The 26,002-nt window shown below is 72.0% G+C and carries 21 protein-coding genes and 2 pseudogenes; 11 read left to right on the top strand and 12 right to left on the bottom strand.

The annotated features are described in order from the left end of the window. Positions 1-16 precede the first annotated feature (16 nt). On the bottom strand, positions 17-1,261 hold the full coding sequence (locus OG985_RS39585) for an ROK family protein (protein ID WP_371673199.1): 1,245 nt from the start codon (positions 1,259-1,261) through the stop codon (positions 17-19). 48 nt (positions 1,262-1,309) lie between these two features. Next, positions 1,310-1,960: an alpha-ketoglutarate-dependent dioxygenase AlkB gene (locus tag OG985_RS39580; protein WP_371673198.1), complete on the bottom strand. Its 651-nt coding sequence runs from the start codon at positions 1,958-1,960 to the stop codon at positions 1,310-1,312. A gap of 80 nt (positions 1,961-2,040) precedes the next feature. Between OG985_RS39580 and OG985_RS39575 the strand changes: the two genes are divergently transcribed. Then, positions 2,041-3,174 (top strand): methyltransferase, encoded by a 1,134-nt coding sequence (locus OG985_RS39575; protein ID WP_371674622.1) that lies wholly within the window; start codon positions 2,041-2,043, stop codon positions 3,172-3,174. Here the strand turns inward: OG985_RS39575 and OG985_RS39570 are convergent. Both OG985_RS39570 and OG985_RS39565 read right to left on the bottom strand, forming a co-directional pair. Further along, on the bottom strand, positions 3,164-4,048 hold the full coding sequence (locus tag OG985_RS39570; RefSeq protein ID WP_371673197.1) for a ketose-bisphosphate aldolase: 885 nt from the start codon (positions 4,046-4,048) through the stop codon (positions 3,164-3,166). The genes OG985_RS39575 and OG985_RS39570 overlap by 11 nt on opposite strands. Positions 4,049-4,306: 258 nt before the next feature. Then, positions 4,307-5,188 (bottom strand): SIS domain-containing protein, encoded by an 882-nt coding sequence (locus OG985_RS39565; RefSeq protein ID WP_371673196.1) that lies wholly within the window; start codon positions 5,186-5,188, stop codon positions 4,307-4,309. 135 nt (positions 5,189-5,323) lie between these two features. Between OG985_RS39565 and OG985_RS39560 the strand changes: the two genes are divergently transcribed. Beyond that, a complete protein-coding gene (locus OG985_RS39560) occupies positions 5,324-6,103 on the top strand; it encodes a DeoR/GlpR family DNA-binding transcription regulator (RefSeq protein ID WP_371673195.1) in 780 nt (259 codons plus the stop codon). 77 nt (positions 6,104-6,180) lie between these two features. Beyond that, positions 6,181-8,016, top strand: coding sequence for a glycoside hydrolase family 15 protein (locus OG985_RS39555; protein WP_371673194.1), 1,836 nt, complete (start codon positions 6,181-6,183; stop codon positions 8,014-8,016). Between the two features lie 35 nt (positions 8,017-8,051). On the opposite strand, the gene OG985_RS39550 is transcribed toward OG985_RS39555, so the two are convergent. The 4 genes from OG985_RS39550 to OG985_RS39535 all read right to left on the bottom strand — a co-directional run bounded on the left by OG985_RS39550 (position 8,052) and on the right by OG985_RS39535 (position 11,868). After that, positions 8,052-8,813, bottom strand: coding sequence for a cupin (locus OG985_RS39550; protein WP_371673193.1), 762 nt, complete (start codon positions 8,811-8,813; stop codon positions 8,052-8,054). Then, the gene (locus OG985_RS39545; protein WP_371673192.1) at positions 8,807-9,745 is read right to left on the bottom strand and encodes a PmoA family protein; all 939 of its coding nucleotides are present in this window, start codon (positions 9,743-9,745) and stop codon (positions 8,807-8,809) included. Before OG985_RS39545 ends, OG985_RS39550 begins: the two co-directional genes overlap by 7 nt. Next, positions 9,742-10,857 carry a Gfo/Idh/MocA family protein gene (locus tag OG985_RS39540; RefSeq protein ID WP_371673191.1) on the bottom strand — a complete coding sequence of 372 codons (1,116 nt, stop codon included), beginning with the start codon at positions 10,855-10,857 and terminating at the stop codon, positions 9,742-9,744. Before OG985_RS39540 ends, OG985_RS39545 begins: the two co-directional genes overlap by 4 nt. 228 nt (positions 10,858-11,085) lie before the next feature. Beyond that, positions 11,086-11,868, bottom strand: coding sequence for a class I SAM-dependent methyltransferase (locus tag OG985_RS39535; protein ID WP_371673190.1), 783 nt, complete (start codon positions 11,866-11,868; stop codon positions 11,086-11,088). Positions 11,869-12,056: 188 nt separating this feature from the next. On the opposite strand from OG985_RS39535, the pseudogene OG985_RS39530 reads away from it, so the two are divergent. After that, positions 12,057-13,151, top strand: a pseudogene (locus OG985_RS39530) (sensor histidine kinase); the annotation flags it as partial. Positions 13,152-13,717: 566 nt separating this feature from the next. Beyond that, positions 13,718-14,374, top strand: a complete 657-nt coding sequence (locus tag OG985_RS39525; protein WP_371673189.1) for a response regulator — start codon at positions 13,718-13,720, stop codon at positions 14,372-14,374. Positions 14,375-14,498: 124 nt separating this feature from the next. On the opposite strand, the gene OG985_RS39520 is transcribed toward OG985_RS39525, so the two are convergent. Further along, a complete protein-coding gene (locus OG985_RS39520) occupies positions 14,499-15,266 on the bottom strand; it encodes a FadR/GntR family transcriptional regulator (RefSeq protein ID WP_371673188.1) in 768 nt (255 codons plus the stop codon). A gap of 242 nt (positions 15,267-15,508) precedes the next feature. Between OG985_RS39520 and OG985_RS39515 the strand changes: the two genes are divergently transcribed. The 6 genes and pseudogenes from OG985_RS39515 (at position 15,509) to OG985_RS39490 (ending at position 22,398) form a co-directional block, all read left to right on the top strand. Next, positions 15,509-16,405 (top strand): proline iminopeptidase-family hydrolase, encoded by an 897-nt coding sequence (locus OG985_RS39515; protein WP_371673187.1) that lies wholly within the window; start codon positions 15,509-15,511, stop codon positions 16,403-16,405. A 22-nt stretch (positions 16,406-16,427) separates the two neighbouring features. Next, positions 16,428-18,152 (top strand): ABC transporter substrate-binding protein, encoded by a 1,725-nt coding sequence (locus OG985_RS39510; protein WP_371673186.1) that lies wholly within the window; start codon positions 16,428-16,430, stop codon positions 18,150-18,152. A gap of 8 nt (positions 18,153-18,160) precedes the next feature. Continuing rightward, a complete protein-coding gene (locus tag OG985_RS39505; RefSeq protein ID WP_371673185.1) occupies positions 18,161-19,189 on the top strand; it encodes an ABC transporter permease in 1,029 nt (342 codons plus the stop codon). A gap of 5 nt (positions 19,190-19,194) precedes the next feature. After that, entirely contained in the window at positions 19,195-20,163 is a 969-nt protein-coding gene (locus OG985_RS39500; RefSeq protein WP_371673184.1) for an ABC transporter permease, read from the top strand. After that, positions 20,156-21,154: pseudogene (locus OG985_RS39495) on the top strand (ABC transporter ATP-binding protein); the annotation flags it as partial. The gene OG985_RS39500 and the pseudogene OG985_RS39495, both read left to right, overlap by 8 nt. A gap of 194 nt (positions 21,155-21,348) precedes the next feature. After that, positions 21,349-22,398, top strand: a complete 1,050-nt coding sequence (locus tag OG985_RS39490) for an ABC transporter ATP-binding protein (RefSeq protein WP_371673183.1) — start codon at positions 21,349-21,351, stop codon at positions 22,396-22,398. 99 nt (positions 22,399-22,497) lie between these two features. Here OG985_RS39490 and OG985_RS39485 read toward each other — a convergent pair whose 3' ends face one another. The 3 genes from OG985_RS39485 to OG985_RS39475 form a co-directional block, all read right to left on the bottom strand. Further along, the gene (locus OG985_RS39485) at positions 22,498-23,553 is read right to left on the bottom strand and encodes a glycoside hydrolase family 5 protein (RefSeq protein ID WP_371673182.1); all 1,056 of its coding nucleotides are present in this window, start codon (positions 23,551-23,553) and stop codon (positions 22,498-22,500) included. Between the two features lie 563 nt (positions 23,554-24,116). Then, the gene (locus OG985_RS39480) at positions 24,117-24,896 is read right to left on the bottom strand and encodes a carbohydrate ABC transporter permease (protein WP_371674621.1); all 780 of its coding nucleotides are present in this window, start codon (positions 24,894-24,896) and stop codon (positions 24,117-24,119) included. Positions 24,897-24,946: 50 nt separating this feature from the next. Further along, a complete protein-coding gene (locus tag OG985_RS39475) occupies positions 24,947-26,002 on the bottom strand; it encodes a carbohydrate ABC transporter permease (RefSeq protein WP_371673181.1) in 1,056 nt (351 codons plus the stop codon).

The raw sequence follows: 26,002 nt of genomic DNA, 5'->3' as shown, positions 1-26,002 counted from the left end.
GGGCCCCGGCGGTCGTTCACCCACCGCTCAGCGCCCCCAGCGGATCGTCCAGCACCGGCTGCCACGCCAGTTCGGCCGCCCCCACCAGGCTGTTGTGGTCCAGCGTGCACGCGAGGATGGGTACGCCGCCGCTCTGCCCCCACAGACTGCGGTCGGCGACGACCGCGCGCAGGCGGTCCGGGTCGGCGTCGAGGAGCGTGCGGTGCAGCCCGCCGAGGATGATGCGGTCAGGGTTGAGGATGTTGACCAGACCGGCGAGTCCGAGGCCGAGCCGGTCGATCAGGGCCTCGACGGCGGTGCGGACGGCCGGGTCGTCGAAGTGGCCCCGGATCAGCTCGTCGGCCTGCCGGAGCAGGGACATCTCGGGGCCGGGATCGCGTCCGGCGGCCGTGAGCAGGGCCAGTGGGTCGGCCTCGACGTCGAGGCAGCCGCGGCTGCCGCAGTGGCAGGGGCGGCCCTCGGGGCTGACGGTGAGGTGGCCGACCTCCAGCGCCAGGCCCGAACTGCCCGTGTGCAGGCGCCCGTCCAGCACCAGCGCGCCGCCCACCCCGCGGTGCCCGGTGGCCACGCACAGCAGGTCCCGGGCGCCACGGCCCGCGCCGTGCCGGTGCTCGGCGAGCGCGGCGAGGTTGACGTCGTTGCCCGCGAAGGCCGGACCGGTGATCCCGGCCGCGCGCACGCACTCGGCGAAGATCCGGCGCACCGGGGCTCCCACGGGCCAGGCCAGGTGCAGCGGGTTGAGGGCGAGTCCGTCCGGTTCGGCGACCGCCGACGGCACGGCGAGTCCGGCGCCGACGCAGCGCCGCCCGGTCGTGTGCAGCAGTTCGGCGCCGGCCTCCACGACGGACCCGAGGACCTTCGCCGGGTCGGCGTCGACGGTCTCGCAGCCGGGTGCGGTGGCGACGATCCGGCCGCCCAGGCCGACCAGCGCGGCCCGGAACCCGTCGGCGTGCACCTGCGCGGCGAGGACGACCGGGCCGTCCTCGGCGACCGCGAGCCGGTGCGAGGGGCGCCCCTGCGAACCGGCGGCCGCGCCGGGCCGGGCGTCGACCCGGATCAGGCCCAGCGCCTCCAGTTCGGCGGCGACCGCGCCGGCCGTCGCCCGGGTCACGCCGAGCTCGGCGGTGAGCACGGCGCGGGTCGGCGCGCGACCGGTGTGCACGAGCTCCAGCGCGGGACCGAGCGCTCCGCGCCCACGGTCCAACCGCGCCCTCGAGGTGGTCCCTTCCCCCGTCGTCCGGGGGTCCGCCTTGCCGCTCATGAGGCCGAGTCTCCCATGATCCGCAGTGTGCGTGGCCGCCGCCGCGACCTACAGTCCGCTCACTCGGAGAGTGATGTTCAACCGTCCGGTGAGCCCCAACTCGGGCGGCGCGGTGCCCCCGTGCACTCGCGGCACACCGTGGTGGGCGAGCCGGGACGGGCCCCCGAACACGAACAGGTCCCCGCTGCGCAGTTCGACGTCCGTGTACGGCCGGCCGCGCGTCTCGGGGTTGCCGAAGCGGAAGACGCAGGTGTCCCCGAGACTCAGGGAGACCACCGGTGCGGCGGACTTCTCGTCGCTGTCCCGGTGCATGCCCATGCGGGCGTCACCGTCGTAGAAGTTGATCAGTGCGATGTCGTACGGCGCTGCCGACACCGCCTCCGCCCCGAGCGCGTCGGTCACCGCGCGGCGGCCGAGTGCGCCCAGCCATGCCGGGAAGGGCTTGACCGGGCTGCCGTCGCCGTCGACGACGGTGGCGGCGTAGCCGTACGGGTACCAGTGCCGGCCCAGACAGACCTGGCGGGCGGTCATCGTGCCACCGCCGGGCGTGCGGACCGTGCGCAGTCCGGCCGGGGGGCGGGCCCACTGCCGGCAGGACTCCAGCAGCTCCCGCTGCGACCCGGCGTCCAGCCAGTCCGGCAGGTGCACCGCGCCGGGGGCGATCGGCGCGCGGGCCCGGGGGAACAGCTCGGCGTCCATGTCTCCCATCCTGCCCGACCTGTGCGGGCGACGGCCCGTGAGCCGGCCTCGGCTAGCCTTGACGCACGATGAACGACCGTATGACGACGCCCTGGGGCGAGCTCGAGCCGATCCGCTTCCCCGAGGACCCGCGCGAGAGGCTGCGCGCCTGGGACGCCTCCGACGAGTACCTGCTTCGGCATCTCGCGGACGAGGGAGTCCCGCTGTCCGGCACGGTCGTCGTGCTCGGGGACCGCTGGGGAGCGCTGGTCACGGCGCTCGCGGCGCACCGGCCGGTGCAGATCACCGACTCCCACCTCACCCAGGAGGCCACCCGGGCCAATCTCGCGCGGGCCGGAGTGGACCCGGCCACGGTGGAGCTGCTCACCACGCAGGACGCGCCGCCCGGCCGGATCGACGTACTCCTGGTCCGGGTGCCGAAGAGCCTGGCGCTCCTGGAGGACCAGCTGCTGCGGCTGGCGCCCGCCGTGCACGCGGGCACGGTCGTCGTGGGCACCGGGATGGTCAAGGAGATCCACACCTCGACGCTGAAGCTGTTCGAGCGGATCCTCGGCCCGACCCGCACCTCGCTCGCCGAGAAGAAGGCCCGGCTGATCTTCTGCTCCCCCGAGCCCGAACGGCCGCGGGAGGCCAACCCGTGGCCGTACAGCTACCGGCTTCCCCAGGACATCGGTCCCGTCTCGGGGCGCACCGTCGTCAACCACGCGGGCGTCTTCTGTGCCGACCGGCTCGACATCGGCACCCGGTTCTTCCTGCGGCACCTGCCGGACGACCGGGGCGCCCGGCGGGTCGTGGACCTGGGGTGCGGCAACGGCGTCGTCGGTACGGCCCTGGCGCTGGCCGATCCCGGGGCCGAGGTGCTGTTCGTGGACGAGTCGTTCCAGGCGGTGGCCTCGGCGGAGGCGACGTACAGGGCGAGCGGCGCGCCCGCGCAGGCCGGGTTCCGGGTCGGGGACGGACTGGAGGGGGTGCCGGACGGCAGCGTCGATCTCGTGCTCACCAACCCGCCGTTCCACTCGCACCAGGCGACCACCGACGCGACGGCGTGGCGGATGTTCACCGGGGCCCGGCGCGCGCTCGGTCCCGGCGGCGAGCTGTGGGTGATCGGCAACCGCCACCTCGGGTACCACGTCACGTTGCGGCGCCTGTTCGGCAACTGTCAACTGGTCGCCGGTGACCCGAAGTTCGTGGTGCTGAGGGCGGTCAGGGAATAGCCGGGCCGCCGCGTCCGACATCCGCCCGGTCGAGCACCCGGATGATTCCCGCGACCGTCCGCACCATCGCCTCCCGGCCCGCGCCCAGATAGGTGCGCGAGTCGACCGCCGCGGGGTGGGCGGCGAGGAACTCCCTGACGGCGCCGGTCATGGCGATGTTCAGGGCGGTGCCGACGTTCACCTTCGTGATGCCGTTCGCGACGGCCGCGGCCAGTTCGTCGTCCGGTACGCCGGAGGAGCCGTGCAGCACGAGCGGTACGTTCAGGGCTCCCGTCAGGCGCTTCAGGAGAGCGTGGTCGAGGGCGGCGGTGCGGGTGGTCATGGCGTGGCTGCTGCCGATGGCGACGGCGAGGGCGTCCACACCGGAGTCGGCGACGAAGGCGCGGGCCTCGGCGGGGTCGGTGCGGGCTCCGGCCGCGTGGGCGTCGAGCGGCGGCTCACCGTGTTTGCCGCCCACCTGCCCCAACTCGGCCTCGATCCACAGTCCGTGGGCGTGGGCCCAGTCGGCGGCGGCCCGGGTCGCCGCGAGGTTGTCCGCGTACGGCAGGCGGGCCGCGTCGTACATCACCGAGCCGAACCCGGCGTCCGCCGCCTGACGCAGCAGGGCGTCGCTCTGTACGTGGTCGAGGTGCAACGCCACGGGTACGGCCGCGCGTTCGGCGGCGGCGACCGCGGCGCGGGCGAGCGGGAGCAGCCGTCCGTGACGGAACGCGACCGCGTTCTCGCTGACCTGGAGGACGACGGGCGCGCCGACGGTCTCGGCGCCGGCGATGACGGCCTCGACGTGCTCCAGGGTGATGATGTTGAAGGCGGCGACGGCGGAGCGGGCCGCGGCGGCACGGGTGACGAGCTCGCCGGTGGTCGCGAGGGGCACGGCTGTCCTTTCCGAGAGTCCGGAGGGATTTCGGGCGGGGGTCGGCAGCGGTCCGGCCGGCTTGGACGCCCGGGGGTGGTCCAGGTGGTGCGGCGGCCGGGGCCGACTCCGGTGGAGCCGCCCCCGGGGCGCACCTGCCGGCGGACACGGACCCCGCGGACGCGGCCCCGGCGGACGCGGCCCCAGCGGGCCGGGCCCCGGCGGGCACGGCCCGCGAGGGTCGCCCCCGGCCGGGTGCCGGCGTTCCCGATCCCCGCGTCAGGGGGCGAGGATCACCGAGCGGGTGAGGTGGCGTGGTCGGTCCGGGTCGAGGCCGCGGGCGTCGGCCAGGGCGATCGCGAGCCGTTGGACGCGGACCAGTTCGGCGAGCGGGTCGAGGCCGCCGGCCACCCACAGGGCGCCGGTGTCCCGTACCTGTTGGGCCAGCCCGTCCGGTGCCGGGCCGAACATCCAGGTGGCGGTGCCGTGGGTGGTGACGCTGATGGGGCCGTGCCGGTACTCCATCGCCGGGTAGGCCTCGGTCCACGCGAGTGAGGCCTCGCGCATCTTCAGCCCCGCCTCGCTGGCCAGGCCGACGGTCCAGCCGCGGCCGAGGAAGGTGAACTGCGTGCAGGCGAGGAGCCCTTCGGGCAGGTCGGCCGCGAGCGCGGTGCGGGCGTCGGCGACGACGTCGTCGGTGTGCAGCCCCAGATGGGCGCGGAGCAGGGTCAGGGCGGTGGTCGCGAACCGGGTCTGGACGACGGACCGTTCGTCGGCGTAGTCGAGTACGACGAGGTCGTCGGCGGCCGCCATGACGGGTGTGCCGGGGTCGGCGGTGACGGCGGTCGTCCGGGTGTGGCCCCGCAACCGGCCGAGCAGTTCGAGCACTTCGGTGGTGGTGCCGGAGCGGGTGAGGGCCACGACCCGGTCGTACGGCCGGCCGTGGGGGAACTCCGAGGCGGCGAAGGCGTCCGTCTCGCCCTGTCCTGAGCCCTCGCGCAGCGCCGCCGCCGACTGGGCCATGAAGTACGAGGTGCCGCAGCCGACGATCGCGACCCGCTCCCCCGGCGCCGGCAGCGCGGCGCTGTGCCGGGCCGCCTCCGACGCGGCCCGTATCCAGCATTCGGGCTGGCCGGCCAGCTCGTCCTCGACATGGGTCATGCCGGAACCCCTCCCTGTGGGTGATTCATGATGCGCGTTCTTGCAAGATATAGCTATCTTTCGAGCAGAATCAAGCATCCGGGCGATACGAGGGTGCGCTAGGGTCGCCGGGAGATCGAGGAACGGAGGGCGGGGATGTCGCGCGACGCCCGCTGGAAGCAACTGCTGGACCTGCTCGTAGAGCGCGGCCGGCTCGACGTGGAGGAGGCGGCCGTCGAGCTGGAGGTCTCCGCCGCGACGATCCGGCGTGACCTCGACCAGCTCGCCGAGCAGCAGATGCTGGTGCGCACCCGGGGCGGCGCGGTCGTGCACGGGGTGTCGTACGAGCTGCCGCTGCGCTACAAGACGGCCCGGCACGCCACCGAGAAGCAGCGCATCGCCAAGGCGGTCGCCGCCCTGATCGCGCCCGGCGAGGCGGTCGGGCTGACCGGCGGCACGACCACCACCGAGGTCGCGCGGGCCCTGGCCGTGCGCGGCGACCTGGGCTCCGGCACGCCCGCGCTGACCATCGTCACCAATGCGCTCAACATCGCCAACGAGCTCGCCGTACGGCCCCAGTTCAAGATCGTGCTGACCGGCGGGGTGGCCCGCCCGCAGTCCTACGAGCTCGTCGGCCCCCTCGCGGACGGCGTGCTCGGCCAGGTCACGATGGACGTGGCGGTACTCGGCGTCGTCGCCTTCGACCTCGCCCACGGAGCCGCCGCGCACGACGAGGCGGAGGCCGCTACCAACCGGTTGCTGTGCCAGCGGGCCGAGCGGGTGATCGTCGCCGCCGACTCCAGCAAGCTGGGCCGGCGGGCGTTCGCGCGCATCTGTGCGGCCGAGACGGTGGACACGCTGGTCACGGACAGCTCCGCGGGACCCGACACGGTCCGGCGCTTCGAGGAGGCCGGAATCCGGGTCGTCGCGGTCTGATCGTGTTTCCGGCGCCCGCGGGTTCGTTCCGGCCTAGGCTGGGAGCGAGATGGGCGCCGGGGGCCAGGGAGGCTGCGATGAGCGGAACACCGATCGACCAGGACGACCCGAGTACCTCGCGTTACCTGCCGATCGCCGAGCACGGCCTGATCGGCGACCTCCGCAGCGTGGCCCTGGTCGGCACCGACGGCACGATCGACTGGTACTGCTGCCCCTCCTTCGACGCCCCGAGCGTGTTCGCGTCGATCCTGGACGCGGAGCGGGGTGGCCGCTTCGAGCTGGCGGCGACCGTGCCGGCGAAGACCAAGCAGTTCTACTTCCCCGACACCAACGTCCTGATCACCCGCTTCTTCACCGAGGACGGCGTGGGCGAGGTGCAGGACTTCATGCCCGTCGACGGCGAGTCGGGCGATTCCGAACGCCACCGGCTGATCCGGCGGGTGTTGTGCGTGCGCGGATCCATTCCGTTCCGCACGCGCGTGGCACCGCGGTTCGACTACGGGACCCGTCCGCACACCGTCCGGATGGCCGGCGACGTCGCGGTCTTCGAGTCCGCCGAGCTGTCGCTCGCGCTGACCGCCACCGTGCCGCTGGAGGTCGACGGCCTGGACGCGCGGGCCGACTTCAAGCTCTCCGAGGGCGAGTCGACGGTGTTCGCGCTGGACCAGGTCGGCGGTGAGGTGACCCCGCGCCGGTGCGCCAGGACCGAGGCGGAGGAGCAGTTCGCCACCACGGTGGCGTACTGGCGGCACTGGCTGTCCGCGTCGAAGTACCGGGGCCGATGGCGGGAGATGGTCCACCGCTCGGCCCTCACGCTGAAACTGCTCACCTACGCGCCCACCGGCGCGATCGTGGCGGCACCGACCACGAGCCTGCCCGAGCAGCTCGGCGGTGAACGCAACTGGGACTACCGCTACGTATGGGTGCGGGACGCCGCCTTCTGCGTGTACGCGCTGCTGAGGCTGGGCTTCACCGGCGAGGCCGAGGCGTTCATGAACTTCGTGACCCGGCACGTCAGTCCGGGCGACGGCAAGCCCTCCGGCCCCCTGCAGATCATGTACGGCATCGACGGCCGCACCGACCTCACCGAGCGGGAACTCCCCCATCTGGAGGGCCACCAGGGCTCCGCACCGGTACGCGTCGGCAACGCCGCCGCCGACCAGCTCCAACTCGACATCTACGGCGCGCTCATCGACTCCATCTACCTCTACGACAAGTGGGCCAAGCCCATCTCCAGCGACCAGTGGGACGACGTCTGCGCACTGGTTGACTGGGTGTGCGAGAACTGGGACCAGCCCGACGAGGGCATCTGGGAGACCCGGGGCGGCCGTAAGAACTTCCTGTACTCGCGGCTGATGTGCTGGGTGGCGATCGAACGCGCCATCCGGATCGCCAACCGGCGTGGCCTGCCCGCCGACCTGCCCCGCTGGCAGGCGGCCCGCGACAGGATCTACCGGCGGATCATGAGCAAGGGCTGGTCGGAGAGCCGCCAGGCCTTCGTCCAGCACGAGGACGGCGACGTACTGGACGCGGCCGTCCTCATGATGCCGCTGACCAAGTTCATCGCGCCCACCGACCCCAAATGGCTGTCCACGCTCGACGCGCTCACCCAGGAGCTGGTGTCGGACTCACTGGTCTACCGCTACGACCCACTGGCGAGCCCCGACGGGCTGCGCGGCGACGAGGGCACCTTCTCCATCTGCTCGTTCTGGTACGTCGAGGCCATGGTGCACGCCGGACGGGTCGACGAGGCCCGCCTGGCCTTCGAGAAGATGCTCACCTACGCCAACCACCTCGGCCTGTACGCCGAGGAGATCAGCCACACCGGCGAGCAACAGGGCAACTTCCCCCAGGCGTTCACCCACCTCGCCCTCATCAGCGCGGCCTTCAACCTGGACCGCGCACTCGGCTGACCCGGCAGGCGTCCGGCGGGGGGGCGGGAGCGCGGCTACTCGCCCCCGTAGGGCAGCGTCGTCCCGGGCAGCGCGTACTCGTCGCGGCGCCCGCACATCCCGAAGCCACACAGCCGGGTGGGCGCGGCCTCACGCGCGGTCGCCTCGTCCAGGTAGGCGGGCTCGCCGGCCTCCAGGGCGTCGAGCTGGGCGCCGGTGCGTTCGGCGGTGGCCAGCGCGCCGGCCCGCCACAGTCCGCGCCAGCCGGGCACCTTGTCGCGCACCAGCCGGGCGGCGGCGCGCTGGAACGCCAGGTACGGGCCGTTGTCGCCGGCGACGAGGGCCTCGCGCAGGGGGAGGTAGCCCTCGACGGCCAGGTCGCGCCGGCGCCGGGCGGCGGCCGCCGTCTCCGCTCCCGTGCCGGGCGGGAGCGCCGCGGCGGCGGCATAGGCGCCGGGGTCGGCGAGCACCTCGGGCGGGAACGTGAAGACGGCGTCCCCGGCCTCGGGCAGACCGCTGTTCTGCATCAGCACGGTGATGCGCAGGTCGCCGCCCTGCACCATGCGGTGCACGGTGCCCGGCGTGAACCAGGCGACGGCGCCGGGCTCCAGGGCAATGGCCCGGTGGCCGTCGGGGCTCAGTGTCTGCACCGACCCGCGGCCACCGGTGACGACGTACGCCTCCGTGCACACCAGGTGCAGGTGCGGGCTGCCACCGCACAGGCCGTCGGCGGCCTCCCAGTCGTAGGCACTGAGGTGGGACAGTCCGACGGCGCCGGGAAGCGGATGGGGCAGCGTGGGTTCGGGTCCGCTCACCACGGCAGCCGCGCCAGGTGGGCGGCGACACGGTCACGGTCCCACGCTCCGTCGGCGAAGACGACCCGGTAGCGGTAGCCGAAGGTCTCACCGGGCGGCAGCGTGAACTCCTCGTGGAACGCCCAGGAGAACGCCACCGAAGGGATCGGCTCGGAGCGCACGAACCAGTGGGACTCGTGGATCGCGGTCCTCTCGTCGAGGTTCTCGGGCGCGTGGGCGAAGACGAGCGTGGAGTGCCCGTCGACCTCGTCGTGCTCGGTGGTGAAGGCCAGCCACGCACCCTGGGTGCCCATCAGCTTGCCCGCGTCCGCTCCGGCGCCCCCGTCGATGTCGGGGCCGAAGACGGTGCCGCCGGTGAAGTCGCGCGGCCCGCGCCACTGGAGCCCGGTGTAGCCGGCCAGCTCACGCCCGGCGGTGGTCGGGGAGCCGAAGACGAGCGGCTCGGTACGGATGTTGGTGAGGCGGATCGACCAGTCCAGGGCCCAGGCCCCGGCCTCCTCGTCGACCGAGTGGACGGTCAGCCCGCGCGCCTCGCGTGCCCATTCCGCGCCTCCGTTCTCCACCCAGGTGAGCTCCTCGGTGAAGGCGAGCCGGTCGTCCTCGACGGTGAACGCGGGGAAGCCGTCGTGCCGCATGGAGCCGATGCGCTCGGGCAGCGGCAGGTAACCCCGGCCGTGTACATAGGAGTTGCCGCCCCAGAAGTTCTGGCCGGACAGATGACTCGCCGTCAGCTGAAGGCCCTTGTGCCAGCGGTGGTCGTTGGGACGGTAGCCGGTGACCGTCCGCCCGGCGAGGGTGCGCACGGGGTGGGCGTAGGGCTTGCGGGACTCGAACGCCTCGGGGTCGGGCCGGTAGACGTAGCGGAGGATCTCGGTGCCGTCCGCCGCCGCCACCGCGATGTGCTCGCCGTGCGTGTGGCTGACTCGGATGCTCATGCGCGCTCCTTGGGGGCCCAGTCGGGGTGGCCGCCGTGCATGGCCGGGTAGAAGGGGTCACCGGGGCCGATCCCACCCGCGTGCACGGGCTGTCCCGTGAAGGCCGACTTGTAGAGGGCGGCCGCGAACTCGAGGGTGGCTCGGGCGTCGGGTCCGCTGCCCGGGGGCCGCGCGCCGCTGTCGTACGCGTCGAGGAGGGCGCCGAGCTGCGCCGTGTGCGAGCTCGGCACGTCCGCCGCGGGGACGCGCCAGGCGGCGGCGCGCTCGGCGGGGACGTGGGGCGCGGCGGTGTAGACCCAGTCCTCGTTGCGATGGCCGTACAGGTGGGTGAGCTCGACCGTCGCGTCGGCGCAGTCGATCCGGATCCGGCTCACCTCGTCCGGGGACAGCACACTGTTGACGACGGTGGCGAGGGCGCCGTTCTCGAACCGGACGAGGGCTGTCGAGACGTCCTCGCTCTCGGTGTCGTGCACCAGGCGCGCGGCCATCGCGCGCACCTCCGTCCACCGGCCGAGCAGGTGCAGCAGCAGGTCGTACTGGTGGATGCCGTGGCCCATGGTCGGGCCGCCGCCCTCGCTGGCCCACCGCCCGCGCCACGGCACCGCGTAGTAGTCGGTGTCGCGGTGCCAGGTGGTCTGGCAGTGCGCGACGCGCGGGGCGCCCAGCTCGCCGCCCGCGATCAGGTCGCGGGCGTGCACGGCGCCGGAGCCGTAGCGGTGCTGGAAGACGACGGCCGCGTACGCCCCCGACGCCTCCTCGGCGGCCGCGATCTCGTCGTACTCGGCGAGCGACAGGCACAGCGGCTTCTCGCACAGCACCCAGGCACCAGCCTTGAGCGCGGCCACCGTCTGCTCCCGGTGCAGTGACGGCGGCGTGCCGATGAGGACCAGATCGGGACGTACGGCGTCCAGCATCGAGCCGATCGACGTGTACCCGGCGACCTGCTCGCCCGCCAGCTCCCGGAAGGCGCCGAGCCGGTCCTGGTCCACGTCGACGGCGGCGACCAGCTCGACCCGGTCGGCGTGGGCCCTCAGCGCGGGGAGGTGGCTGCCGCCGACGATGGCGCCGGTTCCGACCACGGCGACGCGACGGCGGACGGGGTGTGGGGGCATGCGGTCCTCCTGGGACAGCCGCGGACAGGGCAGGGGGAAAGCGCTTGCTCTCGTAGGTGACCCTAGGTGAGCCCCGAATGTCAGGACAACCCCTGCACTGCGACCGAAGGCGAAGACGCGCCGAAAAGACGGACGGAGATCACGCGCCGAAGGACAGTGCCGGCAGCCTCGGAGCTACCGGCTGCCTCGGTTTTACCGGCAGCCTCGGTCCTACCGGCAGCCCCGGCCCTACCGGGCTTCCGCATGGGTGAGGCGGATCTTGGACTGTCCGTGCGGGAGCTCCTCCCAGTCGTCCATGAAGCGGGCGCGCAGTCCGTGCTTCTCGGCCAGCGCCACGAGCGTCTCGGTGCGGTAGTAGAAGTCCTCCCGCAGGACGTGGTGCTCCTCGCCCTCGGTGCGGTCGAAGGTGAAGTCGAACCAGCCTCCCGGCGCCAGCACCCGGCCGACGTTGGCCAGGCACTCCTCGATGACCGGGAGCGGCGAGTGCGAGAAGACGCTGTGCGCGTGCACCACGTCGAAGTGGGCGTCGGGCAGGAACCGCAGGGTCAGGTCGTGGACCGGCGTCAGCACCGGGAGCCGCTTCTGCAGTCCCATGTCCACCACGGTGTGCTGCGCGGAGACGAGGATGTGTGGCGAGATGTCGATGCCGTAGTAGTGGCCGGGCTCCAGGTGCCGGATGAACCGCCAGCCTCCGCGCAGGTTGCCGCAGCCGATCTCCAGCATGCGGTGCTCGGGCCGCAGACCGTGGCCGACCAGGTAGTCGAACTGCATCGCCCCCAGCGCCAGCCACCGCTCCCGGCTGCGGCTGCCGACGGCCGCGTCCGGGTCGGCCCGGGTGTCGGAGCGCATCACCGCGCGGTAGTAGGAAACGTGGTCCGGGTGGCGGCGACGCAGCCACATGTCCCGCGCGGTGCGGGCCAGATGCCGGGGCACCCGCCCGGGGTGGCGCAGGGCGTAGCCGACGCGGTGGCCGAGAGTGGCGCGGTTGACCGTGACGTTCTTGGCGGGCACGAGGTCCCTGCCTTTCCGAGTGGCGTCTCCCGAACGGTGCGGGACCGTGCGGGACCTGATGACAGCCTCGGTGCGGAGGCGACGGGTCCGGCTCGGGCAACCGGCTGCGGTCCGCGGGAGGTTCGGGCGACGCGCGTGTCAGCCGATCGGTTGATGCGGTCCGCCGCGCCTCGCGATAGACACGGAGGATGGACCACACCGATCCGGACGAGCGCTGGCTGCTCGCGGTCGTGCACGCCGCGTTCTTCGTGCTGCTCGGCTCCTCCTTCGCCCGCTTCCTGAGCCGCGACCAGGGCGGGGCGCGGACCGGGTGGGTGGTGGCGTTGTTCGCGCTCTTCTGTCTGCTCTACGTCCTCGGGCGCTTCCTGGCCCCGGCGCCCCGCCCCGGCTCCGCGCCCACCGCCCGCCATCTGGCCTGGCTGGGCTCGACGACCGCCGTGTGGGTCGTCCTCCTCGTCCTCGCGCCGAGCGCCACCTGGTGCGCCATGCCCCTGCTGTTCGCCGGTCTGCACGCGCTGCCCGCGCGGTGGGCGGTGCCGTTGGCGGGCGTACTGACAGCGCTGGTCGTCGTCTCCGAGGTGCGCGTGGCCGAGGGCACGCTCAACCCCAACATGGTTCTCGCCCCGCCGGCCGTCGCCGCGGTCGCCACCGCCGTGCTGGTCCATCTGCAGCGCCAGGGCGCCCGGCAGCGTCTGCTGATCGGGGATCTGGTCCGCACCCGTCGCGATCTCGCGGCGACCGAACGGCGGGCGGGGATCCTCGCGGAGCGCCAGCGGCTGTCCACCGAGATCCACGACACCCTCGCGCAGGGTCTGTCCAGCCAGCAGATGCTGCTGCAGGCCGCCGAGCGCGTCTGGACGACCGAGCCCGACACGGCCCGTGGACATGTGCGCGAAGCGGCCGAGATCACCTCCCGCGGTCTCGCGGAGGCCCGTCGGTTCGTGCACGACCTGGCGCCGGCCGACCTCGCCGAACAGTCGCTGCCCGAGGCGCTCGCCGCACTCGCCGAGCGGGAGGGCGGCCCGGGCCTGACCGTCGAGTTCCGGCTCGACGGCATCCCCGCCGGACTGCCGGAACGGGCCGAGGCGGCGCTTCTGCGCATCGCCCAGGGGGCGTTGGCCAATGTGCGTGAGCACGCGGCGGCGACCCGCGCCGTGCTGACCCTGACCTGCATGGACGACCAGATCTCACTGGACATCGCCGACAACGGCCGCGGCTTCGAGGTGAACGGCTCGCGTGACGTACCGGAGCACGCCGGGCACGGCGGGCACGGCGGGCACGGCGGGCACGGCGGGCACGGCGGGCACGGCGGGCACGGCGGGCACGGCGGGCACGGCGGGCACGGCGGGCACGGCGGGCACGGCGGGCACGAGCCACGCGACGTACCCGGACACGCCGCGAACCGACCGCGTGACGTGCCGGATCACGGCGTGCAGCCCGCACGCGACGTACCCGGACACGGCGCGAACCGACCGCCAGACACGCCGGATCACGGCGCGCGACTCGCACACCAGGTACCCGGACACGGCGTCAACAGCCAACGCGATGTGCCGGGTCACCGTGTGAACGGACCACGTGCCGTGGCCGCAGCCCCCGATCCGGGCGGCCCCTCGGAGGCCGGTGTCTCCGCTTCGAAGCCCGGTGCCTCGATCCCGGCCCGGCCCCCGGAGCCGGACCGGGTGCGGGGGCACGGGCTGCCGGCCATGCGTATCCGGGCCCGGCAGGCGGGCGGCACGCTCACCGTGGAGTCCACGCCGGGCGAGGGCACCGTCGTATCGGCGGCAGTCCCCCTGGCACCCTGGGCAGCCGCCGGTCCCTCCATCCCCGACCCCCGCAAGGAGCCCGCGCTGTGAGTACGCCGGAGCCCTCACCCTCCGTCTCCTCCGTTCGGCTGCTGTTGTGCGACGACCATGCCGTGGTGCGTGCCGGGCTGCGTGCCCTGCTGGCCAGTGCCGACGGCATCGAGGTGGTCGGTGAGGCGGGCAGCGGCGAGGAGGCGCTCGCCATGGCCGCCCGCCTGCGCCCCGACGTGGTCCTCATGGACCTCCAGCTCGACGGCGGCATGGACGGCGTGACGGCCACCCGGCACCTGACCTCCGGCACGGGGGCGGGCCCCCGTGTGCTGGTGCTCACCATGTTCGACACCGACGCCGACGTCACCCGTGCCGTCGAGGCGGGTGCGACGGGCTATCTGCTCAAGGCGGAACAGCCCGAGGAACTGTTCACGGCGATCCGCAACGCGGCGTCCGGCCGCACCGCGCTGTCGGCCCCCGTGGCCGACCGGCTGCTGACCCGTCTGCGCAGCCCGCGCCCCACGCTGTCCACCCGCGAGCACGAGATCCTCGGGCAACTCGCCCGCGGCCTGGGCAACCGGGAGATCGCCCGGGCCCTGTTCATCAGCGAGGCGACGGTCAAGACCCACCTGGGTCGCATCTACGGCAAGCTGGGCGTCGAGACACGGTCCGGCGCGGTGGCGGCGGCGAAGGAGCGCCGACTGCTCCCGTGACCGGGCGCGGTCTGCGAGCGGGTGATCGGCCAACCCGGCTGCCGCGCAGCGCCTTTCGGGAGCACGGAGGCGCACACGGCGGCCGCGCTCAGGAACGGGCGGTACGACGCTTCGCGCGCTGCCGTCAGAAATCCCCCGCCGCCCGGACGCGGGCCAGTACCCCGCGGATCATCTCGGCGCTGATCATCGAGTGGTCGCGGGCGATCTCCTCCGCCCGCTCGGGATCGCCCGCCGCGATGGCCTCGTAGAGGGCGGTATGGCCCTCGCCCGCCCGGTGGAAGTGGGTCCGTTCGCCCTTGCCCCACGGCTCGATCGGGAAGCCGAGGCTGATCCGGGTCAGCAGGTCCCGGCTGAGCAGGGCGATCTGCGGATTGCGGGTGGCGGCGCAGATGCTCCGGTGGAACGCACTGTCGGCGGCCTGCTCCTCCCGCGGGGTACGGGCGGAGAGATGGGCGGCGAGAGCCTCGCGCATCGGCTCGAGATCCTCGGGCCGCCGACGGCGGGCAGCCGTCGCGGCCACCATGCCCTCCACCAGCCCGCGCAGGTCGAAGAGCTGCTCGAACTGTTCCCAGCGCGGCAGCAGCGTACGCCGGACGGCGGCCGCGGAGGACTCGGTCCAGCTGTCCCGCACGAAGGCTCCCCCGTTGCGGCCACGGCGGATCTCGATGACTCCCAGGGTCTGGAGGCGTCCGACGGCCTCGCGCACGGTGGGGCGGCTCACCCCCAGCAGCCCGGTCAGCTCGCGTTCGACCGGCAGCCGTTCGCCGGGCAGGAAGTCTCCGACGGCGATCGCGGTGAGCAGCCGGTCGGAGACCTCGTCGACCGCCGAGGCCACCCGCACCGGGCGCAGTTCCGGCGAGGGGGCACCGCCGAGCAGGGCGCGGTCGAGCATCCGGGAGAACTCGTCCGCCGGAGCGGTCGCCGGATGTGTGGGGTCGGATGGGTGTGTCAGCGGTCCTCCTCGGGACGGTCGCGGGAGCCGGGTACGTAAACATGCCGTTACTTCTGTTCCAGGCACCGCTAAAAGGTCTTGTGGACTGAGCATTTACCCATTCAGTATGGCAGCCATCCCGTCACACCCACCTCATTCAAGACACGGACTGGCTGATCGCAGCCGGTCTGGGAGGCTCTCCCGTGGCGATCCCCGAACCCGACCGCACCGGAACCGTCGACTTCAACGGCTGGTCCACCTGGTACCGGATCACGGGCGAACCGGGCAGGACACCGCTGGTCGTCCTGCACGGCGGACCCGGCGCCGGTCACGACTACACACTGAGCATCGCGGGCATCGCGCGGCAGGGCCGCCCGGTGGTGCACTACGACCAACTCGGCACCGGACTGTCCACCCATCTGCCGGGCAAGGGCGCCGACTTCTGGACCGTCCAGCTCTTCCTCGACGAACTCGACTCCCTGCTGAAGGCGCTCGGCATCGCCGACGCCTACCACGTCCTCGGCCAGTCCTGGGGCGGCATGCTCGCCGCCGAGCACGCCGTGCGCCGCCCACCCGGGCTGCGCGGTCTGGTCATCGCCGACTCCCCCGCCTCCATGGAGCTGTGGCTGTCCGCGGCGGCGGAACTGCGGGCAGGACTCCCGCCCGAGGTCCAGCGCACCCTGCTCGCCCATGAGGCGGCCGGCACCACCGACCACCCCGACTACCGCGCGGCCGAGCAGGTGTTCAACGACCGCCATGTGTGCCGCGTGATCCCCAACCCGCCCGAGGTACAGGCCACTTGGGACAACATCCAGGCCGATCCGACCGTGTACCACACGATGAACGGGCCGAACGAGTTCCATGTCGTCGGCACCCTCAAGGACTGGTCCGTCATCGACCGGCTGCACCTGGTCGAGGTGCCGACCCTGCTGGTCTCCGGACGGTACGACGAGGCGACTCCCGAGACCGTCAAGCCCTTCGCCGACCACATCCCCGACGTGCGCTGGCACTTCTTCGAGCACTCCAGCCACATGCCGCACGTCGAGGAGGAGGAGCTCTACCTCCGGGTCGTGGGCGCGTTCCTCGACTCCACCGACTGATCCCCCGACGGGAGTTCCCAGGATGTCCCGCAGCACGAGACGGGGCGCGCTCGCCGCCGCCACCGTCGCCCTCACCCTGACCGCAGCCGCCTGTTCGTCCTCCGAAGGCGACTCCTCCTCCGGCCCCACCGCGTCCTCCTCCGGAACCGGCTCCTCCGCCTTTCAGGCCGAGCACCGCGGCGGCACCCTGAAACTGGTCGCCCACGCCGCCGCGGGCAGCTTCGACCCGCAGGTCAACTACACGCTCCAGTACTGGCAGTTGTACCAGTCGATGTACGACGGGCTGCTCGCGTTCAAGAAGGTCGGCGGGCAGCAGTCGTTCACCGTCGTCCCGGACCTGGCGGCGGCGATGCCGAAGGTGACCGACGGCGGCAAGACGTACACGTTCACGCTGCGCAAGGGCATCTCCTTCTCCACCGGCAAGGCGCTGACCACCGACGACGTGGTGGCGTCCTTCCAGCGCATCTTCAAGGTCTCCAGCCCCACCGCCGGCACCTTCTACAACGGCATCGTCGGCGCCGACGCCTGCCTCAAGAAGCCGGCCTCCTGCACCCTCGCGGGAGGCGTCACCGGCGACGCGGCGGCCGGCACGGTCACCGTCAACCTCACCGCCCCGGATCCGGAGTTCCCGTACAAGCTGGCCGTCCCGCACGCCGTCGTCGTACCGAAGGACTCGCCGGTGAAGGACGCCGGCACCAAGCCACTGCCGACGACCGGCCCCTACATGGCCGCCTCCTACGACCCGAACCGGGCGCTGAAGCTGGTCCGCAACCCCCACTTCAAGGAGTGGTCACGGGAAGCGGAGCCCCAGGGCTACCCCGACGCGATCGACTACACCTTCGGGCAGACCGTCGAGTCCGAGGTCACCGCCGTCGAGAACGGCCAGGCGGACTGGATGTACGACCCGCCACCGGCCGACCGGCTCAACGAGATCGGCACCAAGTACGCCCCCCAGGCACACGTGAACCCCCTGACCGCGTTCTGGTACGCGACGCTGAACGTGAACTCGGCCCCCTTCGACAACAAGCTGGCCCGGCAGGCGATCAACTGGGCCGTCGACCGGTCCGCCGTGGTGCGGCTCTACGGCGGCACGAACCTCGCCTCTCCCGCGTGCACGATCCTGCCGGCGGGCTTCCCGGGACACGTCGACTCCTGCGCCTACAGCAAGGGCGACGGCACGACGTGGTCGGCGGCCGATCTGGCCAAGGCCAAGGAACTGGTGAAGAAGTCCGGCACGGCGGGGCAGGAGGTCGGCATCGTCGTCCAGGACGACGACGTCAACAAGTCGATCGGACAGTACCTGCAGAGCCTGCTCACCCAGCTCGGCTACAAGGCGAAGCTCAAGCCGCTGTCGGGGAACATCCAGTTCACCTACATCCAGAACACCAGGAACAAGGTGCAGCTCGCCCTGACGTCCTGGTACCAGGACTATCCGGCGGCCTCCGACTTCCTCAACGTGCTGCTGTCCTGCGCCTCGTTCCACCCCGGCAGCGACTCCAGCATCAACATCTCCGGCTTCTGCGACAAGGGCGTCGACGCGAGGATGCGGACCGCCCTGAAGACCGCGGAAACGGACCAGAAGGGCGCCGACCGCCAGTGGGGTGCCATCGACCAGGAGATCATGGCGCAGTCCCCGGTCGTCCCGCTGATCAACCCGAAGCTGATCGACTTCACGTCGACCCGCCTCGGCAACTACCAGTTCAGCAAGCAGTTCTACATGCTCGTCGGGCAGTTGTGGGTCAAGTGAGCCGCACCGTGCCCCTCTCGCCACCGGCGAGCTCGCCGGCTCAGGCCCGGCGCTCGCCGGGCCCCTGGCGGACGGCCGCCGCCGACCTGGTGCGCAACAGGTCGGCGGTGGCCGCGGCCGCCGTCCTGCTCCTCGTCGTGATGGCGGTCCTGTGCGCGCCGCTCTACGCGTCCCACATCGCGCACACCGACCCGTTCCAGTCCCATGTCTCCGGCACCACGACCGTCGACGGCAGGACGGTGCCGGTGCTCACCCCCAGCAGCACCGGCCTCGGCCTGGGCGTCACACCGATCGGCCCCACCTGGGACCCCGCCCACTACTTCCTCGGCGCCGACAACCAGGGCCGCGACGTCATGGCCCGACTGCTGTACGGCGGCCGTACCAGCCTGTTCATCGGGGTCGCCGCGGCCCTGTTCACCTGCGTCGTCGGTACGGCCGTCGGCGTCGTCGCCGGCTACGCGGGCGGCGTCGTGGACGCCGTCGTCTCCCGTGTCCTGGACGTCATCTGGGCCTTCCCGGTGTACCTGCTGGCCATCTGCCTGTCGGTCGTGCTGCTGACCGACGGGCTGCGCCTGGGACCGCTCACCGTGGAGGCGGGAAGCCTGTGGCTCCCGGTGGCGATCATCGCGGCGATCTACGTGCCGTACATCGCGCGGCCGTTGCGCGGCCAGGTACTGGTGCTGCGCAACAAGGAGTTCATCCGGGCGGCCGTCGGTTCCGGCGCGCCCACACCGCGCATCCTGCGCCGGGAGGTGCTCCCGAACGTGCTGCCCACGGCGATCGTCTTCGTCCCGCTGATGACCGCGCTCGCCATGCTCACCGAGTCGGCGCTGTCCTTCCTGTCGGTCGGCGTGCAGCCGCCCGACGCCAGCTGGGGCACGATCATCGAGGACGGGCTGGGACTGCTCTACACCCGCCCCGCCGTGACCATCGCGCCGGGACTGCTGATCGCCCTGACCACGGCGGCCCTCAACATCCTCGGTGACGGAGTGCGCGACGCGCTCGACCCGAGCGCCCGGCTGCGCGGAGGGGTGTGAGGGCCATGCTCTACTTCACCGTCCGGCGCTTCGCCTCCGCGCTCCTGGTGATGTTCGCCATCAGTGTGCTGGTGTTCCTGATCTTCTTCGCCACACCGGGAGTCGATCCCGCGGCCCGCATCGCGGGACGCAACGCCGACCCGGCCACTCTCGCCCAGGTCCGCCACTCCTTCGGCCTCGACCGCCCGATGCCCGTCCGCTATGTGCTGATGATGCGTCACCTGCTGGTCGACCGCGACCTGGAGTCGTTCGTCAACCGCGGCACCCGCGTCATCCCGCAGATCGTGCAGGCCACCCCGGTGACACTGTCGCTGGTCGTCGGCGCGGCGGTGATCTGGTTGGTGGCCGGCATCCTCATGGGAACGGCCGCCGCGACCCTGCGCGGCAGGGCGGCCGACCCCCTGATCATGCTGGTCGGCGTGGTCGGCGTGTCACTGCCGGCCTACTGGCTCGGCGAGGTCGTCAACCTCGTCACGCAGAAGCAGTTGCACGCCTCGCTGTTCTCCTGGGTGCCCCCGCCGGGATACGTCGGCCTGAGCCGGGATCCGGGCCAGTGGGCGCTGCACATGCTCTTCCCGTGGCTGACCCTGGCACTGCTGTACGCCGGGATCTACGCCCGCCTGCTGCGCGGCGAGGTCGTCTCCGCGCTGAGCGAGGACTACGTGCGCACCGCGCGGGCCAAGGGCCTGTCCGAGCGGCGGATCCTGCTCCGCCACGCCCTGCGCTGCTCGCTGATCCCGATCGTCTCGCTGTTCGGCCTGGACTTCGGCGCGCTGGTGGGCGGCGCGGCGCTGCTCACCGAGGTGGTCTTCGGCCTGCCCGGCATCGGCAAGCTGACCTTCGACGCCCTGCAGAACCTGGATCTGCCCGTGATCATGGGGACCGTCCTGTACGCGGCGTTCTTCGTGGTCCTGGCCAACGCACTGGTGGACCTCCTGTACGCCCGACTCGACCCGAGGGCCCGCCATGCCTGACCAACCGCTGCTGGACGTACGTGACTTGAGGGTGTCGTTCCGTACCCGTCGAGGGCCCGTCACCGCCGTCGACGGCCTCTCCTTCTCGGTGGCGCCCGGCGAGGTCCTGGGTGTCGTGGGCGAGTCGGGCTCGGGCAAGAGCGTGTCGATGCTGGCCGTGCTGCGGCTGCTGACCAGTGCGAACGTGACCGTCTCGGGGGAGGTCCACTTCCGCGGCCGCGACCTGCTCACCCTTCCCGACCGACAACTGCGCGCGATCCGGGGCCAGGAGATCGCCATGGTCTTCCAGGACCCGATGACCGCGCTCACCCCCGTCTACACGGTGGGCTGGCAGATCGCCGAACAGATCCGGGCCCACGAACAGGTCTCCCGCAAGGCGGCCCGCGCCCGTGCGGTGGAGCTCCTCTCCGACGTCGGCATCCCCGACGCGGCCTCCAGGGTGAACGCCTACCCGCACGAGTTCTCCGGCGGGATGCGCCAGCGTGCGGTCATCGCGATGGCTCTCTCCTGCGGACCCGCGCTGCTCATCGCCGACGAGCCGACCACGGCGCTCGACGTGACCGTGCAGGCGCAGATCCTCGACCTGATGCGCGAACTCAACGCGCGGGGTTCGGCCGTGGTGCTCATCACCCACGACATGGGGGTGATCTCCCAAGTCGCCGACCGGGTCCTGGTCATGTACGGCGGCCGGGTCGCCGAGGAGGGCCCGCGCCGAGCGGTGTTCCACGACCCGCGCCACCCCTACACGTGGGGCCTGCTCGACTCGGTGCCCCGCGTCGGCGGCCCCCGGCTGCGGCGCCTGCCCACCATCGCGGGCGTGCCCGTCTCACCCGAGAACCTTCCGGAGGGCTGCGCCTTCGCACCGCGCTGCCGGCTGCGTCACGACCGGTGCGACGAGCGCCCCGCACTGACCGCGAGCCCCGTCGACGCCGTGCACCGCGACGCCTGCGTGCTGCCCCCGGACGACCGCGCCTCGCTGCGCCGCACGGCACGCGCGGCGGCGACCGAGGGACCGGCCGCGGAGCGTACGGCGGCCGGCGCGGCACGGAACCCGTCCCCAGCCGCGGACGTGGGCACGGAGGTGCACGCGCGGAGGGACCCCGACCGGGACGGTGGCCCCGCCATGGGCCTGGTCAGGAACCCGGACGTGAACAGGAAACCGGACGTGGACTCGGAGGCGGCACCGTGACGGCACAGCACATCGCGGCAGTGGACGACGACGCCCGCCCGGGCCGGGACGTGCTGCTCCGTGCCACGGACATCACCAAGCACTACCCCCTGCGCGCGGACGCCCTGACGCGGCGCCGCAAGGTTCTGCGCGCCGTGGACGGGGTGTCACTGGAGGTCCGCACCGGGGAGACGCTCGGCGTCGTCGGCGAGTCGGGCTGCGGCAAGTCCACCCTGGGCCGCTGCCTGGTCCGGCTCACCGAACTCACCAGCGGTCGCGTCGAGTTCGACGGACAGGACATCACCACCCTGTCCGCGCGGCGGCTGCGGCCCGTACGTCCGGGCATGCAACTGGTCTTCCAGGACCCGCAGGCCTCACTGAACCCCCGCCGGCGCGCCGGGGACATCGTGGCCGAACCGCTGCTCGTCCACCGCTACGGGAACGCCGCCGCGGTCCGGCGCCGGGTCGCCGGGCTCTTCGACGTCGTAGGGCTGACGGCGGCGCATCTGGACCGGTATCCGCACGAGTTCTCCGGCGGCCAGCGCCAGCGCATCGGCATCGCCCGGGCACTGGCCACCGCGCCGAAGCTGATCGTCGCCGACGAGCCGGTCTCCGCCCTCGACGTGTCGATCCAGGCCCAGGTGCTGAACCTCTTCGCCGACCTCCAGGAGGAGTTCGCGCTCACCTACGTCTTCATCGCCCACGACCTCGGCGTGGTCCGTCATGTGTCGGACCGGATCGCCGTGATGTACCTCGGCGAGATCGTCGAGCTCGGCGAGACGGAAGCCCTGTACGGGGCTCCAGCCCACCCCTACACGCAGGCCCTGCTGTCCGCGGTCCCCGACATCGACGACGGCACCCCGGCGACGGACGGCGGGACGGGCACACCGACCCGGGAACGCATCGTCCTCACCGGCGAGGTGCCCAGCCCGGTCGACAAGCCGTCCGGCTGCACCTTCCGCACCCGCTGCCCGTACGCCCGCGAGCGCTGCGCCCTGGAACGCCCGCGGCTCACCCGGACGTCATCGGGCCGCCACACCGCCTGCCACTACCCGCTGACCGACTGACCACCGTCGGTCCGCTCGATCGGCGGGTCGGCCGCGGTGCGTGAACACCGTGGCCGACCGCGCCTCATGTCGCCTGTCCGAGTGCCGGCCCGCGGTTGCTCAGGGCCGGACGGGCTTGCCGCGTCCCCAGGCCCAGGCGAGCCGGTCGGCGCCGGACTGGTTGGTGGTGGCCAGCCAGGGCCGGGAGGAGGGCCCGGTCAGGGTCTGTATCGAGTAGGTGTCGTCGGTGCGCAGGCCGGGCCAGTAGACGGACCCCATCTTGAGCTCGCGGAAGGTGTCGGTGACGGCCTGGACGTAGTTGACGAAGTTGTCGGAGGGAGCCGGCTTGTCGTAGTCGAGGCCGGTGGTCATCGGGGCACCGAACTCGTCGGCGACGGTCCGGTCGGCGCAGTCACCTATGCGCTCCTTCAGGTCGGACACCCACTGGTCGTAGGTGGCGTACTCCTTCCAGAACCCGTAGTGGTGCAGCGACAGATAGGTGCCCTTGAGCCGCGGGTCGGCGCAGACGGAGGTGACGTGGTCGTTGTAGCCGGCGCCGCTGACGAACACCCGGTCGCGCGGAACCGACGGGTAGGTCTGGAGCCACTTCGCCGCGATGTCGGCCCACTCGGTCTCGGTGTAGCCGTGGGGCTCGTTCATCGGCTCGAAGTAGACGTGGCTGTCGTTCTTGTAGGCCTTGACGACGGTGTTCCACATGGGCCAGTAGGTGGCCTGGTCGTCGATGAAGCCGTCCTTCTGGGCGCCCGTGCCCTCCCAGTAGGAGACGATGACCTTGAAGCCCTGGTCCGAGGCCGCGTCGATGACCCCACGGTACGACTTCCAGTAGGAACCGTTGACCGTGTACGGGTTGATGGGCAGCCGCACGGTGTTGGCGCCGAGGTTGGCCCGGAACGCCGAGATGATCCGGCTCGCCTTGGCGTAGGTCCGGGCGTAGTTGTCGGAGAGGGAGAGGCCGGACAGCACGACCGGGTCGTCGGCGAAGTTGTCGCGGGGGTCGGCCCAGTTCACGCCCTTGAACTGGGTGGTGTCGTGGCGCGGCGCGGCGGAGGCGGGGCTGCCGGCGACGGTGGTGCCGCTGATCGCGGCGATCGCGACCGCCACGAGGGCGGCACGCAGCCGGGGTGTCATCCGGCTTCCGGTGGGGGTCTTGCGCATCAGCGTGCCCTTTCAGGAGGTGGCGGCTCGGCGCAGGGGGGACGCGCGGGTGAGAGCCGCCGGGGGAAGGCGGGCCGGGCCGGACGGGCGGACTCTGCTCGCCGGTGCATCTCCGCCCGCGGTGCTGGAACCATCCGTTCGCTCCTCCCTGCCCTGTGGATCACCCGGAGATGTTTGCGTAAACATGGCGCACGGGGGCGGGCGCCGGGCTTTCGCGCCGGACGGCCGGGCGAGATGATGTTTACGTAAACACCGGGGCGTCGGAATCGTGGCACCCGCCCCAGCGACCGTCAAGGTTTCCCACGCGTAACATCCGTTGCGTCGCGGGGTCGAGGGGCGAGGGGGCCTTCCCCATCGCGGGGCGAGGAGCGGGGGGCTTCCGCGTCGCGGGGTCGAGAAGCGGAGGCCTTCCGCATCGCGGGGGCGAGGGGCCTTCCGCATCGCGGGGTCGAGGAGCGGGGCCTTCCAGGCCGGCCGAGGCGACCGCGGCCGTGCGGCCGGAGGGAGTTCGCCCGTCAGGGAGTTGGCCCGCGAGGGCGTTCGCCCGCCTCGCCCCTCCGACGTCAGCGCAGAGCGCCCTTCGTCGCGTCGGCGATGAAACCGCGCGCGAAGAAGGTGAACACCATCACCAGCGGGATGACCGACAGCAGCACCCCGGACATCACCATGCTGTAGTCGGTGGAGTGGCCGGCGTACAGCTGGGCCAGCGCCACCTGGAGGGTGAGACGGTCCGGGTTGACCAGCATCACCAGCGGCAGGATGTAGTCGTTCCAGGCGGCGATGAAGGTGTAGATGCCGAGGAACGCCAGGGCCGGGCGCACACACGGCAACACGACGTGCCAGTACAGGCGGATGAAGCCGGCGCCCTCGATGCGGGCGGCGTCCAGCAGTTCGTCGGGGACACTGCTGCTGGTGTACTGACGCATCCAGAAGATGCCGAAGGCGTTGGCGGCGGCAGGCACGACCAGCGCCTTGAGGGTTCCCAGCCAGCCCAGCTGCACCATGATCTCGTACTGCGGGATGATCGCCAGCTGGGTCGGCAGTATGTACATCGCCAGCAGGAGGCCGAACAGGTACTTCTTGCCGGGGAAGTCGTACTTGGCGAAGGCGAAGGCGGCCAGGGAGTCGAAGAACAGCACCAGCAGCGTCGTACAGACCGCCACGGTCACCGTGTTGAGCAACGACCCGAAGAAGTCCATCCTGGCGAACAGATGCCGCACGTTGGTCGCCAGGTGCGAACCGAACCACAGCTTCGGCGGGTAGGCGTAGATGTCCTGCGAGGTGTTCGTCGCCATGACGACGATCCAGTAGAACGGGAACACCGAGATGACGACACCGGTCATCAGGATGACGTGGACGCTCAGCCCCCTGAAGCGGTTGCGGTTCTGGCTGTTCACGGCCGTCGCTCCTTACGCTGCACCAGGCGCCAGTTGAGGGTGACGATGAGCAGGATCAGCAGGAAGAAGGCCCAGACGATCGCGGCCCCGTAGCCGAAGTCGTTGTTGTCGAAGGCCTGGTGGTAGAAGTACAGCAGCGTGGTCAGACCCGCCTGGCCCGGCCCGCCGGAGTTGGGGTTGGTGGCCGCCTCGCTGCCGAACAGCACCTGTGGTTCGGTGAAGCTCTGCAGGCCGGTGACGGTGGAGATCACCACGGTGAACAGGATGATGGGCCGCAGCAGCGGGATCGTGATGGCGAAGAAGATCCGCGCCGGCCCGGCACCGTCCATCCTGGCGGCCTCGTAGAGCTCCGAGGGGATCGCCTGGAGCCCGGCCAGGTAGATGATCGCGTTGTAGCCGGTCCACTGCCAGGTCATCAGCGAGGCGATCACCAGCTTGATCGTCCACTCGTTGCTCATCCATGGCACGGCCGACAGGTGCATCGACCGGAGGATCGCGTTGATCAGGCCGAAGTTGTTGCTGAAGATCGCGCCGAAGAAGATCGCGATGGCCACCAGCGAGGTGATGCTGGGGATGAACAACGCGATCCGGTAGAAGGCCGTGAAACGCCGGGTGGAGTTCACCAGGACCGCGAGCACCAGCGCCAGGAAGAGCATCGGCACGGTGGACAGCACCCAGATGACGAGGGTGTTGCGGACGGACAGCCAGAACACCGGGTCGTCCCACAGGAAGCGGAACTGCTGGAACCCGACGAAGTGCATGTCCCCGATGCCGTCCCACTTCTGGAACGCCAGATAGACGGTGTAGAGCACCGGGAACAGCATGAAGACCGTGAAGAGCAGGTAGTACGGCGAGATGGCCAGGTACTGCGGCCAGTGTCCGGCGACCCGCCGCCGCGGCCCGCGCCGGGCCCCGGCCGACACCGGCCGGACACGCCGGCCGGGCCGGCCAGGGCCGTTCGGGCGGCCGGGGGCCGGCCGGCCGACGGGCCCGGTGCCGGGTCCGGAGGACGGTCCGGTCGCGGCCGGGCCGGCTACCGGGCTTGACGACAT

The organism is Streptomyces sp. NBC_00289 (genome assembly GCF_041435115.1).
In the GTDB taxonomy this organism is placed as follows: Bacteria; Actinomycetota; Actinomycetes; order Streptomycetales; family Streptomycetaceae; genus Streptomyces.
The sequence above is the reverse complement of the archived record's forward strand: the minus strand, read 5'-3'. Positions and strand labels throughout refer to the sequence as shown.